Source organism: Pseudomonas sp. GW822-FHT02E03, assembly GCF_058802325.1.
The window spans coordinates 88,326-103,557 of record NZ_JBXAOA010000012.1 but is presented as its reverse complement, the minus strand read 5'-3'; the positions used below and the strand labels follow the sequence as shown (position 1 = coordinate 103,557).

Genomic DNA, 15,232 nt, shown 5'->3' with positions numbered 1-15,232 from the left:
GGTACACAGTTCTGAAAAGTTGTAGACGCTCACACCTCATCCTTAAGCTTGAGTAGGGGTTCCTGAAAGCGTAGCAAACGCCCGGCATTCCCGAGCACTAATAACGTGCTCAAGTTGTGTAACAGCGCGGCAATCATCGCCCCTGCCACGCCGAGCCAGCCGAATGCGGCGAACGCGACGATGGCCAGGGTCCAGCCCAACCCGATAATCACATTGACCTGCAAGGTCTGGCGGCATTGGCGACTCAAGCGCACACAGGTCCCGAGCCGGCGCAGGTCGCTGCCGATCAGTACGATATCGGCCGAAGCCAGCGCGATGTCCGCACCGCCTGCGCCCATCGCCACGCCGACCACACCGGCCTTGAGCGCCAGGGAATCGTTGATGCCGTCTCCCACCACCATCGGCCGGAACCCGCTGCCGATTTCTTTCAGCACACGATTGAGTTTGTCCTCGGGTAAGGCCTGGGCTTCGACATCGCTGATGCCCACATTCCGGGCCAGCGTATGCGCAACGCTTTGCCGATCCCCGGTGAGCAACAACTGACGACCCAAACCCAGTTCACGCAACTCACTCAGGGCAAACCGGGCCTCGGGTTTGATACTGTCAGCGAGCAACAGCCAGGCGAGAAATTCACCGTTGAGTGCCAGCCCGGCAATCGGGCCGTCGTGTTCGGGCACAGCTGATGTGGCGATGCCCAATTGTGCGAACAGCTCCGGACGACCGAGGGCCGCTTCTCCCTGTTCGGTCATCGCCACGACACCCAGCCCCTGACGCTCATGAATGTCAGAGAGCAGCAGAAAGTGTTCCTGAGTGACCAATCCGGCCAAGGCGCGGCTGACCGGGTGACTGCTGGCGGAACCGAGGCTGGCGGCGAGCTTCAGTACGTGACTGCGATCTTCCAGCGGACTGTCGATGGATTGCAGGCGCAAGGTGCCGAATGTCAGGGTTCCGGTCTTGTCGACCACCAACGACGTCAGGTCAGCCAACTCTTCGAGGAACGCCGAGCTGCGAATCAGAATCCCGTGCCGAGCCGCCACCGCCACCCCGGCAATCGCCGTGGCCGGTGCCGACAACACCAGCGCGCAAGGGCAAGCTGCGACCAACACCGCGAGCATCGCTTGCGCATCGTTGGTCACAAACCAGGTCACGGCGGCCAGCAGCAACACCAGCACCATGTAGCTTCCGGCGTAGCGTTCGAGCAAGCGGGTGATCGGCGGCTTGGAACGTTCGGCACTTTGCATCAGCGCAATGACTTTACCCAGGGTCGATTCGTTACCGGTGCGGGTCACTTCAATGCGCAGCAGGCCATCGAGATTGATCGCCCCGCCGAACACCGGCATGCCCACGCCGGCTTCTATTGGCACCGACTCACCGGTAATCGATGCGGTGTCGAGGCTTGCCTGACCGGACAACACCCGGCCATCCGCCGGCACTCGATCACCGGCACGCACCTCCACAAGGTCACCGGCCTTGAGGGTGCCGTTGTCGACTTCAACGACGGAACCGTCAGCCTGAATCTTGCGCGCGTGGCTGCGGGTCAGTTTGCCGAGGGCATGAATCGCTTCCTGGGAACCGATTACGCTGCGCTCTTCCAGCACGTGGCCGAAGATCATGATGATCGGCAGCAACGCCGCAGTGAGCAGATCGCCTGTGGCCCAGGCACCGAGCATGGCCAGGGCGATCAGTTGATCGGTGATCCCGTGCAGGCTCGGATAACGCAGGCTGTACCACGCCGAGCGCATGACCGGCACGGCGACCAGCAAGGAGGCAAAACCCAATAGCAATTGGCTGACTCCGGTCTGCTCCGGCGACAACCAGCGCCAGATCAGGCCCAGCGCAAGCAACCCAAGCGCGAGCATGGCCAGGGTCAACTGGCGCGCGGCGCTACGTTGTTCAACCGAGGACAACATGCTCGGCGCGGCGGCGGTTTGGGCAGTCATTGCGCAGCTCCCTGAATGATCAGGCGGGAATCGTCTTTCGGATCAACCGTAGTCACCGAGCCGGCCTGCCCGAGAATCTTCGGCATCCGCTCACGGTAAATACGCAGCAGCATTTGTGGGTCAGTGCCCTGCTGTTGCGCCTTGGCCAAACTCAGCACTGTGGCGGTGTCGGCAGAGGCTTTGGCCAGGCGTTCGCTGGCTTGGGCGTGAGCCACTTGCAGCGTGCGGTCGGCTTGTTCGTTGGCGGACTGAGTCAGCTTCTCGGCTTCAGTGCGCGCGTTGGCCACGGCTTTGTCGGCCTGCTGGCTGGCGGTTAACACCGCGTTGAACGCGTTCACCGCCGGGCCGGGCAGACTCGATTGCACATCGACCCGCGCCACTTCAATGCCCATCCCCTGCCCGGTCGCCGTCAGTTCGGCCAAGCGTTGATTGATGCCCCGTACCAGATCACCGCGTAGACGTTCGCGGCGCTCAGCGGCCTGATTGTCGGCGCCGATCAGTTCCGGTCGAGCCACCAGGATGGTATCCAGGTCTCGCGCAGCGGTGAGTGCCAAGGCACTGCGGGTCACCAGCCGATCCAGTGCCGGCAGCACATGTTCACCTTGGAGAACGAAGGCATAGGGCTCGGTGACTTTGTAGAACACCCGCACATCCAGTTGCACGACGCCCGCATCACCGGTCAGCAGATAACCGGAACCGGCGAGCGCATCGCTGAGGGGCGTGGCGAAACTCGCGACTCGATCGGCCTGCAATGCAGCATCCGAGCGCAGCAGACTTTCCACCCGACGTTCGATCACCCGATCCGCTGCCGGTAACAAGATGACCTGCTCGAACGGGCGCGGCCATGCCAACAGCAAACCGGCATTTTGAATGCGATCCAGTGCGCCAAAGTGCAGCACCACGGCACGATTTTGCGGGTCGATTTGCCGCACATTTGAGAATGCCCACGCCAGCGCAGCCAGCACGGTCACGGCGTACAGCGCCAGAAAAGCCAAGCGCCCGGCCTGAATCCACGGGCTGCTCAACTCATGTGTTCCACGTGGAACTTTTAAATTCATGGCTGCAACCCGGGCTTGCTATCGAGCGTCGGCGGACCGTCAACCAACACCCGGAACGGTGCGGCATCGGTACGTAAAATCAGTTTGGTGCCTGGCGTGACGATAGTGCCCAAGGTGTCGAGAGAGCGCAGCAAGTTGTAGAGCTGCGGCGAACCGGCGTAGGCACGGCCGTAAATCTGCGCGGCTTCGACGCGGGATTGGGCTTCGATGTCCGCAGCTTTCACCGTCGCATCGGCTTGCACAATTCGCGCATCACGCTCGGCCGCAGAGCGAATTTGCGCAGCTTCCCGCTTGCCGATGGCCGTGCGTTCAGTGGCGATGGTTTCACGCTCGGCGCGCATACGATCGACAGTCGCGGTGAGCGTCACCGACGGCAAGGTCAAACGCTCGATGCCGACTTGCAGCACTCGCACGCCATAAGTGGTGAGCAACTGCTGATCGATCTGCTGACGCAGCTGCGCTTCAAAATCGGCGATGCGCACTTGGTTGGCATCGGTGTTCACCAAATTGGCCAGATCAAAACTGCTGGCGGTGGTTTCCAGCGCCGAGCCGACAAAGGTGCGGATCTGCCGCGCGGCTTCGTCCGGCTGGTTCTGTACGGCGCGCATAAAGCGTTGCACGTTGTCCGGATCACCCTGCACCTGCCAGGCCACGTAGGCTTGCACGATGATGCGCAGACCATCGCGCGTGCCCACATCCTGCAAACCGCTGGAGGTGGTACGCAGCCGCAGATCCACCGGGATCGCCGCCTCGAACGGTGCCGGCAAGCGCCAGCCAAGACCGGGTTCCAGCAACACCCGCGATGGATTGCCGAAGCGAGTGATGACCGTGGCCTCCCCCGAGCGCACCTGCACCAGGCTCGCCGCCGCAATGGCAAACGCCACCAGCAGCGCCGCCCATCCCATTCGCCGCCACGGGAAAGGGCCAGCTTCGTGTGGATCACCGTGGTGATGATGGTGATGGCCGTGGTGATGCCCGCCATGGCCATGATCGTGACCAGCGTGGTCATCGTGATCGCGATTGTGTGTAGGCGTCGGCTGGCTCAATGGACGGCTCCTGGCTGAACGGTATTACGCGGCGGCGCAGGGTCAGCCGGCAGCGTGAATGTACGTAGGTCGATGGTCGGCGCATTGCTGTTGCCGCCCAGACGATGATCGAGAACCAGCAGCCTGGCGTTGGCCAAACCTTGGGTCAGCTGGCTGAGGTATTGCTCCAGCACGAAGGCCTGGCCGGCGCTGGAAAAAGCCTTTCGCTCGGCGGCAAATTTCAGGTCGGCGGCCTGAGCGGTCGAGTTGATTTCATGAGCACTGGCCGTGGCTTGATCGTGAGCGATGCTGGCCTGCAATTGCGCCTGGTTAGTCGCCTCCGCCGCGGCACCGCGCTCGCGGGAGATCAACGCCTGAGCAGCAATCTGCGCCGCTTGCACGCCGTGATAAGCATTAGCCGCCCCCGCAGGCGGGTGGATGGCCTCGACCACCGTGGCGAGAATTTCCACACCGCTATCGAGTTTTTGCAGATCAGCCTGCACGGCGCCGCCGATCTCTTCGGCCAGCCCTACCCTGTCCTCGCCGAGCAAACCATCGAGGGTTCGCGAGGCGAAATCGTGCACCAGAATCCGGCTGGCGGTGCTGCGGATCAACGTTGGCACATCGGCGCTGTTGTACGTTGCTGCCAGCGCCGCCTGATCGCTCAGGCCGATGCGATAGACGAAGCGCACGTCCATATTGACGATCTGGAAGCTCTGTTTGTCGGCGCGGCTACTGGCGATGACCTGGGATTTGTCGTTCACATGGCTGGCGTCCCACAAGCGATTGGCAATCGCCGGTGCCGGGCCTTCGGCTGGTTCGGCCTCGACCGGTGCCGACATTTCGCCGACGCTGGTGGCCAACTCGTGGACCACACCGTTCTCGACGCTCAGCACACGACCCAGCGGCCATGGCAAACCGGCGTGCAAACCAGGACCGAACACCTCCACCGGTTTGCCGAAACGCTCGTAGATACCGCGCCCTTGCAGGGGTATTTCGTGAATACCGGTGAGCGACCAACCGACGATAGCCACCACCGCCAGCACCGGCAAAAACGCCCGGCGCATGTAGGTAAAGGCCCAGATTTGCCGCAGGTCGATACCGAAGCGGTTGTGCAGTTCGTGCTGCAATGCGAGCAAAGGTTGCGGCGGCCAACGCAGCATGTCGGCGACGAAGCTTCGCGCCAGCAAGGCCGGTTCCAGCTGTTCACGACGAGGACTGAACAGCGACAACACGGCCCGCAGCAGCAACTCGACGGCGACCAGCCCCGGCAGCACACCGATCAGCACCGCCAGACGCACCGGCCAGACCGACGTTTCGCTGCCAAATAACAAACACAGGGCGCTGAGCACCAGGCAAACAATCGCGACCCGCGTCAGCTGCGCCAACGGCCCTGCTTCGGGCCACTGGGCGACGTTTTCCTGCGCCAGTTGCCGCTCCAGCACCAGCAAACCGAAAGCCAGCAGCAACGCCAGCGTGGCGCCGACACTGGCCGACAACCCCAGCGCGGCGGGCGGCAAGGTCAGATTCCAGACTTGCCCGATGCTGTACAACATCAATAACGCCCAGCCAGCCAACCATAGCGTCGGCGCACCAATCTGCCCCAGCAAGCGCAACCATCGTTGGCTGATGCGGTCCAGCAACCGCTCGTACCAGCCTTCAGCGGCAACGACTTCCTCAGCGACAACCACCGGCACCGACAATGCTGGACTCATCGCCCGTGCGCGCCACTGCGTTACCCACCAGGCCGATTGCAGGCCGGCGACCAGCACCAGCAAACCGGCGCTCTGATTGACCAGCAACGCCGGCCAAAGCGACTGCGGCGCAAACAGTCCGACAAAAAACGCCAGCACCAACCCTGCGCCAGCCAAGGCCGCCAAACCGATCGCGAATTGCCGCAATCGACGTCCTTGAACGACCGCCTGCTGGAAGCGCGGTAGTGCTGCTATTTGTGCCTTATCGTCATCGAGATCGACTTGCATACCACCCCAGCCATCGCTCACATCACAGTTCGTTACGATATAACGAAAGTAGTGAAATATTCGTCGTAAATCGCTCTATCTAAAAGCGCCGGACCTGTCGCCAAGCTGAAGCCTTGACCGAAATGGCTCGAAACGCACATATTACGTTCGTAATTTTTATCCGAGACTACGTTTATCGATCCTGCCCTCTTTCATCAGGAGTACCACCACCATGAGCACCTATGACGTCGTGATTCTGGGCGCAGGCCCCGGCGGTTATAACGCAGCGATCCGCGCCGGCCAGCTGGGTCTGAAAGCAGCCTGCGTGGAAGGCCGCGCCACTCTTGGCGGGACCTGCCTGAATGTCGGCTGCATGCCATCCAAGGCGCTGCTGCATGCCTCCGAACTCTACGACGCGGCCATGGGGGCGGAATTTGCCAACCTGGGGATTGAGGTCAAACCTGTCCTCAACCTTGCTCAAATGATGAAACAGAAAGATGAAAGCGTTACCGGGCTGACCAAAGGCATCGAGTTTCTGTTTCGCAAAAACAAAGTCGACTGGATCAAGGGCTGGGGCCACATCGACGGGCCGGGCAGCGTCACGGTGACCGACAGCCAGGGTGGCAAGACCCAGCTGACGGCCAAGGACATCGTCATCGCCACCGGTTCCGAACCCACTCCCCTGCCCGGCGTGGACATCGATAACAAACGCATCCTCGACTCCACGGGCGCGCTGTCGCTGAGCGAAGTGCCGAAGCACTTGGTGGTGATCGGCGCCGGGGTGATCGGCCTGGAGCTGGGCTCGGTATGGCGACGCCTGGGGGCTCAGGTGACGGTGGTCGAATTTCTCGACCGGATCTGTCCCGGTGTGGATGGCGAAGCGGGCAAGACCCTTCAGCGCTCATTGAGCAAGCAAGGCATCCGCTTCAAGTTGAGCTCGAAAGTCACCAGCGCCACGACATCGGCGAGCGGTGTTCAGCTCAGCGTCGAGCCGGCCGCGGGTGGCACCGCCGAGTTGCTTGAAGCCGATTACGTGTTGGTGGCCATTGGTCGGCGCCCTTATACCCAAGGCCTGGGGCTGGAGAACGTCGGTCTCGCCACGGACAAACGCGGCATGCTCGCCAATAAGGGCCACCGCACCGAGGCCGCTGGCGTCTGGGTGATCGGTGATGTCACGTCTGGGCCGATGCTCGCCCACAAGGCCGAAGACGAAGCCATGGCCTGCATCGAGCAAATCGTCGGCAAGGCCGGCGAGGTCAATTACGACCTGATCCCCAGCGTGATCTACACCAAACCGGAGCTGGCCAGCGTCGGCAAGACCGAAGAACAGCTGAAAGCCGAAGGTCGCGCCTATAAGGTCGGCAAATTTCCCTTCACCGCCAACAGCCGGGCGAAGATCAATCACGAAACCGAAGGCTTCGCCAAAGTATTGGCTGATGAGCGCACCGACGAAGTCCTCGGCGTGCACCTTGTGGGCCCCAGCGTCAGTGAGATGATTGGCGAATATTGCGTAGCCATGGAGTTCAGCGCCTCGGCCGAAGACATCGCCCTGACCTGTCATCCGCACCCGACCCGCTCCGAAGCTTTGCGTCAGGCGGCAATGGATGTGGAGGGGATGGCGACGCAGATGTAAGGCCGATGGTCTGGCGATGACTGAACTGGCGCTTTCGCGAGCAAGCCCGCTCCCACACTGGTTCTGTGAACACCACAGATCAAATGTGGGAGCGGGCTTGCTCGCGAATGGGGCGACGCGATCTAAAGCGGCAAATGCCCCAACGGCAACGCCCCTGGGGTCTTCACCGTGTGAATCGCAAAGTTGCTGCGAATGTCGCTCACACCCGGCAATTTCAGCAATCGCCCGGTGAGAAAACGGTCATAGGCGCGCAAATCCGGCACCACCACCTGCAGCAGAAAATCCGATTCCCCTGACACCAGGAACGCCGAAATCACCTCGGGCAATGCCGTCACGGCCAGGCGAAAGGCTTCGGCCTGTTCATCGTTGTGTCGTTCAACTTTGACCCCGACAAACACCGTCAGTCCAAGGCCCACTTCATCTCGATCCAGATTGGCCTGATAGCCGCGAATCACGCCCGCCTCTTCCAGCATCCGTACCCGACGCAAACAGGGCGAGGCGGACAAACCGATTTCGTCAGCCAATTGCACGTTGCTCAGGCGACCGTCCCGTTGCAGCGCCGCGAGAATCTTGCGGTCGTAGGCGTCCAGTTTCATGATTTGGCAGATCCCGATAGTTCGCTCATCAAAAAATAGCAGGTTATGCTAAATATCGAGCCTTTAGAAGCTGACTACGCAACCTCCTGCCCTGCCCCTCGGACTTAGACTGATCCCCACCAGATCGACAACGAATGGGGTGCAACATGGCAGGACTCTGGCTGTTTTTCATGGCATTGGCGGTGGTGTACCTGTTGCCGGGCCCGGACATGATTCTGCTGTTGCAGACCGGCGCGCGTCAGGGCAAAGGCGCGGCGCTGGCCACGGCATTGGGGCTGGGCATAGCGCGCGGTTGTCATGTGGCCTTGGCTGCGTTGGGTTTGGCGGCGCTGTTCAAGACGGCACCCTGGACCTTCGACGTGGTGCGCCTGGTCGGGGCCGCGTACCTGCTGTGGATCGGCATTCAGTGCCTGCGCACCACGATGCTGCCGAGCTTGAACAGTGCAGGTTCCACGACTGAAAAATCGCATTGGCGCGAGGCGATCCAGCGCGGTTTGCTGACCAACCTGCTCAACCCCAAGGCGCTGCTGTTCTGTTCGGTGCTGTTGCCGCAGTTCATCGAACCTCACGCCGGGCCAGTGCTCGCGCAATTCGCAACGCTGGGCGTGATGCTGGTCGGTGTCGGGTTGTTGTTCGACAGTGCCTACGCACTGGTCGGCGCCGCACTGGGCCGCTGGCTGCAACGCAGTCCATCGGCCCAGCGGGTGCAACAGTGGTTGTTCGGCAGCCTGCTGATCGGCTTCGCGGTGCGGCTGACCTTTGTGCAGCAGGCTTGAGGGTTATTGCGCTCTACGACGGCGGCGACTGATCAATAACAGCGCCGCTGCCGTAATCGCTAACACTCCGCCAATCTGCAATGGTTTTTTGTAGGGCCGCAGAGCAGATCGCGCAGCGTCGGTGACTTGAGTCACATAACGCTTATCAGCGCTCTGGAAGTCTGGATCCTGGCATTGATGACCGAAATCACCGGCCCAGATCACATACGGTCCCTCCTCTACGTAACGGCGGTAGAACGCGCTTTGCTCTTGCAGGCCGGTACCCCACGTTGAAGCCTTGCACAGCACTGAAGCAAACGCCTGACTGGTATGAGGAAGGTGATCAGCGGCCTTACTCGCCAAGGCTGTGGCGATATAACGGTAATGGAAACGTTCATCCGGTTGCGCCGCCGTGGCTTGCCGGCGCTGCACCTCACCCTCGGCTATCAGCGGCCCGACCTTGAGATCGGGAGCCTCCAGACTGTAATTGCCGCCGAAGGTCGCGTAATCCGGGGACATTTCGTAGCCCAATAACTCCATCCCATCGTAGCGGGCCACTGTCGCGGCGTAGTAGTAAGCGAATGCCCGTTTGGTCGGCCACCACTTTGATTCGGCGTCGTTGCGCAACTCCCCATACCACTTGGCTTTAGCCTGCAAGACCGCATTATCGAAATACCCTGGCGCTTCGTCATAACGCCCTTCACGCAACAGGCGCCGCCCGAGCAAATTGCGCAGGTTCGCGGCTACCGGCAACGGCACATAATTATCGCGATCCTGTTGGCTGAGCGGCGGCGGTGCGGGCACCTGAGTGTCGACGTAGTGCTTGAGTTCATCGAGGGTCAGCACCCGCTCGGCAACAGTGGCCGCGTCGTACCAGTAAATGCTTTGGCTGCGATAGAGCTGATCAAAGGCTTGCAGATAATCCCCGCGTTGCAGGGCAAGGATCGCGCTTTCGCCGTCGACCCGGCACTTGGGCTGCACTGTTTCGTAATCCCAATCCGGGGTCCGTCGCTCACCCCAGGATTCGTTCTGCGGGAAGGCCTGGGCTGCCTTGGCATAGGCCGCGGCGGCAGCGCCTTTGTCGCCATCACGCAACGCGAGTTTCGCCCGCAGCCACCACGCTAGGCCGCCGTCACCGGCGTGTTCGAGGAAGGCTTTGGCACTGGCGTAATCGCCCTGCTGATAGTTCATCGCCGCCAGGCGATCCGCGTTATCCAGGCTGCCGCGGGTGCTGTTTTGCAGCAGCTTGATCAGTTTCTGTTCGCTTGGCGGCTGATCACCGAATGACCAGCCCAGTCGACTGATCAACGACGCCGTCACCAGTTGCTGCACCGCTTTACCCTTGAGCAACACGGCCAGTTGATCGTCGGGCATTACCATCAGATCGGCCATCAACAACTTCAACGAGCTGTAGCCCACCGCCGAACCGTGGAGGTTCTGCGTCGCATAAAGTTCGATGGCGCTGTCCCAATCGCCAGCGGTGCGGGCCACTCGCGCTTCTTCGCCGAGGCTGGCAACACCCAGTTCCAGCGGGTCGCTGAAGCCGTCGATACTCAGCTGACGAGTTTGCTCGAAAGCCTTTCGGGATTGAGCCAACAGGTCGGGACCTGCGCCCGCCTCTGAACTCATGGCAAACAGTGTCCGCCCCAACGAGTAAGCCGCCCAGGTACTGCGCAACGCGCGTTGATCCGCCGGCAGCGCCAGCACTTTCTGAAAATATTCAGCGGCCAAACCATGGTCACCCGCGTTGAACGCCACCGCGCCCGCCAGATAGAACATGTGTTCGGCCGGCAGGCTCGCGCCTTGCTCTTCAACCTGACGGGCATCGGTCAGGCTGCGCAGCTGTTGCACCAGCGCTTGCTGCTCAGGCGTCAGACCGGCCTGTTCGGCGGTGTTGCGCTGACCCGCGTAATCCGGCGCATCGCCGTAACCGTCCCCCGGAATGTTGGTGGCAGCCGTGACATTTTTCAGTCCCGCGATGGCATGCCCGAGGCGACTGATCTCAAAGTTGAAGTTACCTTCCGGCAGTTCCGCCAGCGACTGGCCACGGTTGTCCAGCAGGCGCATAGGGAATTCCGGCCCGCAGGCCAACGCTGAACCCAACGGCAGGCTGAGGCTCAGGCAAAGCAGATGGCGGGGCCAGTTACGGGTGAACATTCGAACCTCCTTGATCAATAGTTGCGCAGCGTGCCCAACCGATGGCGCGCTGCCCGCCGGCCGGGATTCGACCCTCGCGCAGGCGGGTGAAGGTAAGCAGATCCGGGCGCTGTTGCAACGCATAACCGGCCAATGCATCGGCGCCATCGCAGCCCTGCACCGCCAGAGTCAGGCGTTCGGGCCAGGCGCTGTCGAGGTTGCCTTGGTTGCTGACGCTGATGTCGTAGAGGCCGTCCTGCGCCGAGAGCTTCAGCCCCACGCGGCTGTCGAGCATATCGCCACGCGCCACAGCGATTAGCGTCGTCAGGCTCCAGGCCCTGCGATCATTGGTCAGCGGCAGGCGAAACCAGATCAGTCCGGCCAAATGAGCCGGTGGATCGGCGCGCAACTCGGTGCCGAGTTTGCTCAGTTGCAGCGGATCCGCCAGTAACTCCCGGCGTTTGCCGCCCCGCTCGATGGGCACTTCGCTTTCCACGACCGGCGCGCCACTGGCCCCTGGCAACAACGCCACGCCATAAGCCGGCAGCGCCAGATAAAATGGTTTCGAGGTGATACGGCTCCAGGCCTTGGCCCATTGCCGGGCCTGATCCGGGTCGAACAGCCCACGCCGTGGATCGCTCACCGCGTGCACCTGCAATACGCTGCTGTCGACCGTCGCCAGCAGCGCCGGCAATTCGGGGCTGTCGAGCCAGGCCGGCAACGCGGTGATGCTCAGTGGCAAGGAGGCCGGCAGAACCGCGCGTAAATGCGTGAGGAATTCGCGGTAGGCCGGTAGCCGAGCGTTGCCCGCATCGTGGTCGATTTCCACGCCGGAGAGGATCAGCCCCTGCCCTTGCCAATCGCTGAGCACCTGCTGGATGTGCGCCGTGACCTCGTCCTGATCCAGCCCCTTGAGCTGGCCATCCAGACGAATCACCGCAATCAGCGGTCGACCATCACGCTTGAGCAGCGTCGGATCGATCCGCGCCCGGCTCCAGCCGGCCTGCGGAAACGCCTGCAAGGCCAGTACACGCAAGGTCGAGAAATCGGCGCGGCTGTCGCGTAGCGCGGCGTCATGGGCCGACGTCCATTGGCGTTGCCAGACGTAGAGTTGCTGATCGAGCGGCGGCGCGTCCTGTTGCTCGCAACCGTTGAGCAACACCGCTGCCAGCAAAACGATCAAGCGTGTGAAAAAAGCCATGAAAAACCTTATCCCTGAAATACAAAAAGGGCCTCTGAAGGCCCTTTGTCGCTCTGCTCATTACCCTACTCAGCCATTGGCTTGCGGGCAATGATCACCTGACTTTTCGCCACCACCGCATCCAGCGCCTGTTTAATCTGCGCCCCCCGTGGCGAGGACAGAACGGCTTGCCAGGTTTCGGCCCAATGGTTGAGCAACGGATGGTCGGCATTACCGAGATCAACCTTGGCCTCCCAGAACAACAGCATCCACATCGACCAATAGAAACCGTATTGGCTGTGACTGAGAACTTCCAGCCCAGCATCGCCGACCATCGCCTTGAACTGCTCTTCACTGATGATGCGAATGTGGTTGGGCTTCTGGAAATACTCCGGCGCGGCGATGTCTTTTTGCAGGTCTTCGGAACTGGGGTGCGGAACACTGAGCAAATACAGCGCCCCGGGCTTGCCGACCCGCACCAGTTCGGCGAGGAACTGTGCCGGATCGTCGACGTGCTCGATAACTTCGGTGGACACGACCCGGGTCGCGGTCGCGTCGGCAATCGGCAGCGGATTGCAGTCCGTGACGTGGCACTCGATGCCCCGCGCCGGCGTGTCGCTCAGGCGCTGACGAGTCGCTTCGACCTTGGCGGCGTCGATGTCGGCAATGATGATCTTCGCCCCGCGCATGCCGCAGAAATGCACGTTGCCCCCGTCACCGCAGCCCACATCCAGCAACGTGTCCTCGGGGCTGACCGGGAAACCGGTGAACAGCTCGTTAGTTTGCTGGTTGAACCAGCCGCTGAGCGTCGCGTCGTGCAAACCGAGCATGAACGGGTCGACCTTGTCCGGGACCGACGGTTCTGGCGTCAGCGGCTGCGCGGCAGCGGAGCTGCCTGTGAGTTTCTTCAAAAGGCTCAGCATGAGGTAGCTCCAGAGGATGGGATAGCGGTTCGGGACGCGCCCAAACGTTGCACCAGCGAGGCGCCGCGATTACGCAGGGGCATTTCAATGAAGCGGTAGTTGAATTCACTCAATAGGACGACCAGCCCGCAAGCGATCAGCAACATCAGGATCGGCTGGCCGGCCGGGCTGGGCAGACCGACCGCCTGCAAGCGAAAGGTGAATTCGCGCACCAGAAAGTAGGCCGGGATGTGGATCAGGTAAATCCCGTAGGAACGGCTGCCGACCCAAGTCATCAGATTTTTCAGCCATCCACGGGGTATCAGGTAATCACGGTTGTAGGACGCTACCCAAACCAGCATCGCACTGAGCAACGCAATCACGCCGACACGGTAATGGGTAGGCTGAAATCGATCGGTCGCCAGCATACTCAGCAGCGCGACAATGACCGCCAACACCGAAACGCCAACCAACGGCCGACGCAAGAACGTCGGTTCCCAGCGCCTGTATCCAGGTTGCACACTCCACATCGCCAACAACACGCCGAGGGCCAGTGCATCGGTTCGCACCACCATCAACATCGGCGTGCGCGACGTTAATAACTGCACCGCCACCAGCGCCAGCAGCGCCCAAGCCAGGTACTTGCGGCAGAGCAGAATCATCAACGGAAACAATAGGTAGAACTGCTCCTCCAGAGACAGGCTCCAATAGACGAAACTGGCACCGTATTCGTAATGGAGGAAGCTGTCGGCGAAACGGAAATTAGCGTATTGCGCCAGCCCGGCCAGGGTGGCCTGCACATTGGCATGGAGCGAACCGAAGGCGCCGGAGCGGTTGAGAAATACACAGGCCAGCAGCGTCAACGTCAACCACAACCACGCTGAAGGCAACAAACGAAAAGCTCGGCGCAGCCAGAAATTGCGAATCTGCTGCCAGTAGTCCTGGCGTGTACGGCAGCCTTGCAACGCCGGTATCAGACTGCGTGCGATGACGAATCCGGAGATGGCAAAAAACAGATCGACGCCCCACCACAATTGCCCATAGACACTGATGGTCTGCAGCAGTGGCGACGTAAACAAGTTGATTTGCAGGTGCTGGAACAACACACCGAGTACCGCAATGCCCCGCAACAACTCGATATCCATGATCCGCTTGTTGCTCATGCCGTCCTCCTGGACGTTACCTGAGCCTCCACCGGTTTGCGGGCGATGATCACCTGACTCTTGGGCATGAACTGATCAAGCAGCTGCTTGATCGCCAGACCGTTGGGTTGCGCCAGCAGGTCTTGCCAGGTTCTCGCCCAGCTCTCCATCAGAGGGGGGTATGGCCCGTGAATCCGGTCACGAACGGCACCACTGAGATCGTTGCCCCCGGCGCGTTCGCTGGCCCAGAAAAAAATCATGCCCATGACCCAGAAAAAACCGCTGGATTGACGGTGCTCGATGACCAGTCCTGCGTTCTCGACAAGCTCGGTAAAGCGCTCACGGGAAAAGATCTGGATATGGTTGGGAGACTGGTAGTAACTCGGCGGCGCGATGCCTTTTTGCAAGTGCTCACCCACCGGGTCCGGAACACTGATCAAATATTGCGCACCCGGACGCCCCATGCGCACCAGCTCAGCCATGAACTGCTCGGGCTCATCGACATGCTCAAGCACTTCAGTGCAGACAATCTTGCTCGCGCAGCCGTCGCGCAACGGTAGCGGCAGACTGTTACTGACCAATCCCAGGCTGGCGACACCAGATTCCGCCCTGACGCGTCGGGCAAGGTCCTGCACCTTGTCCAGCTCGCTGTCGGTGAATATCACAGAAGCGCCCTGACGCACGGCAAACAGCGTTGAACCACCCTCGCCACACCCCACATCCAGGAACGTGTCGTGCGCCGTGATAGCGAAGCCCTTGAGCAGCTCACCGCTGTCGTTGAGAAACCAGCCATCCAGCACAGCATCGCGCAGGCCGCAGTCGCGGGGCGAGGCAGCGCCTTCGAAGACGTTCGCCGCTTGCATGGCAGTCTCGTCCTTGCGCTGGAGTTGGGCCGCCACGCGAT

Annotated in this window: 12 protein-coding genes; 2 read left to right on the top strand and 10 right to left on the bottom strand. The window is 61.4% G+C overall.

Annotation, left to right across the window (positions count from 1 at the left end):
• Positions 1-29 precede the first annotated feature (29 nt).
• From AC1RQB_RS11915 to hflK (AC1RQB_RS11900), 4 genes are read right to left on the bottom strand one after another with little or no spacing between them, the layout of a single operon-like run.
• A complete protein-coding gene (locus tag AC1RQB_RS11915) occupies positions 30-1,940 on the bottom strand; it encodes a cation-translocating P-type ATPase (protein ID WP_063342052.1) in 1,911 nt (636 codons plus the stop codon).
• A complete protein-coding gene (hflK, locus tag AC1RQB_RS11910) occupies positions 1,937-2,998 on the bottom strand; it encodes a protease modulator HflK (RefSeq protein WP_063342051.1) in 1,062 nt (353 codons plus the stop codon). The genes AC1RQB_RS11915 and hflK (AC1RQB_RS11910) overlap by 4 nt, the downstream gene beginning before the upstream one ends.
• A complete protein-coding gene (gene hflC / locus AC1RQB_RS11905; protein WP_081235254.1) occupies positions 2,995-4,044 on the bottom strand; it encodes a protease modulator HflC in 1,050 nt (349 codons plus the stop codon). Before hflC ends, hflK (AC1RQB_RS11910) begins: the two co-directional genes overlap by 4 nt.
• Entirely contained in the window at positions 4,041-6,005 is a 1,965-nt protein-coding gene (gene hflK / locus AC1RQB_RS11900) for a protease modulator HflK (RefSeq protein WP_063343914.1), read from the bottom strand. Before hflK (AC1RQB_RS11900) ends, hflC begins: the two co-directional genes overlap by 4 nt.
• Positions 6,006-6,216: 211 nt before the next feature.
• On the opposite strand from hflK (AC1RQB_RS11900), the gene lpdA reads away from it, so the two are divergent.
• A complete protein-coding gene (gene lpdA / locus AC1RQB_RS11895; protein ID WP_063342049.1) occupies positions 6,217-7,617 on the top strand; it encodes a dihydrolipoyl dehydrogenase in 1,401 nt (466 codons plus the stop codon).
• Positions 7,618-7,739: 122 nt separating this feature from the next.
• On the opposite strand, the gene AC1RQB_RS11890 is transcribed toward lpdA, so the two are convergent.
• The gene (locus AC1RQB_RS11890) at positions 7,740-8,213 is read right to left on the bottom strand and encodes an Lrp/AsnC family transcriptional regulator (RefSeq protein WP_007896573.1); all 474 of its coding nucleotides are present in this window, start codon (positions 8,211-8,213) and stop codon (positions 7,740-7,742) included.
• Positions 8,214-8,359: 146 nt separating this feature from the next.
• Here AC1RQB_RS11890 and AC1RQB_RS11885 point away from each other — a divergent pair, with 146 nt between their 5' ends.
• Positions 8,360-8,989 carry a LysE family translocator gene (locus AC1RQB_RS11885; RefSeq protein WP_063342048.1) on the top strand — a complete coding sequence of 210 codons (630 nt, stop codon included), beginning with the start codon at positions 8,360-8,362 and terminating at the stop codon, positions 8,987-8,989.
• 3 nt (positions 8,990-8,992) lie between these two features.
• Here the strand turns inward: AC1RQB_RS11885 and AC1RQB_RS11880 are convergent, their stop codons facing one another.
• The 5 genes from AC1RQB_RS11880 to AC1RQB_RS11860 form a co-directional block, all read right to left on the bottom strand.
• On the bottom strand, positions 8,993-11,125 hold the full coding sequence (locus AC1RQB_RS11880; protein WP_063342047.1) for a hypothetical protein: 2,133 nt from the start codon (positions 11,123-11,125) through the stop codon (positions 8,993-8,995).
• Positions 11,112-12,305, bottom strand: a complete 1,194-nt coding sequence (locus tag AC1RQB_RS11875; RefSeq protein ID WP_063342046.1) for a DUF3142 domain-containing protein — start codon at positions 12,303-12,305, stop codon at positions 11,112-11,114. The genes AC1RQB_RS11880 and AC1RQB_RS11875 overlap by 14 nt, the downstream gene beginning before the upstream one ends.
• A 65-nt stretch (positions 12,306-12,370) precedes the next feature.
• Positions 12,371-13,207: a class I SAM-dependent methyltransferase gene (locus AC1RQB_RS11870; RefSeq protein WP_063342045.1), complete on the bottom strand. Its 837-nt coding sequence runs from the start codon at positions 13,205-13,207 to the stop codon at positions 12,371-12,373.
• A complete protein-coding gene (locus tag AC1RQB_RS11865; protein ID WP_063342044.1) occupies positions 13,201-14,349 on the bottom strand; it encodes an acyltransferase family protein in 1,149 nt (382 codons plus the stop codon). The genes AC1RQB_RS11870 and AC1RQB_RS11865 overlap by 7 nt, the downstream gene beginning before the upstream one ends.
• Complete coding sequence (locus tag AC1RQB_RS11860; protein ID WP_081235355.1) at positions 14,346-15,191, bottom strand: class I SAM-dependent methyltransferase; 846 nt, start codon at positions 15,189-15,191, stop codon at positions 14,346-14,348. The genes AC1RQB_RS11865 and AC1RQB_RS11860 overlap by 4 nt, the downstream gene beginning before the upstream one ends.
• Between the last annotated feature and the right edge of the window lie 41 nt (positions 15,192-15,232).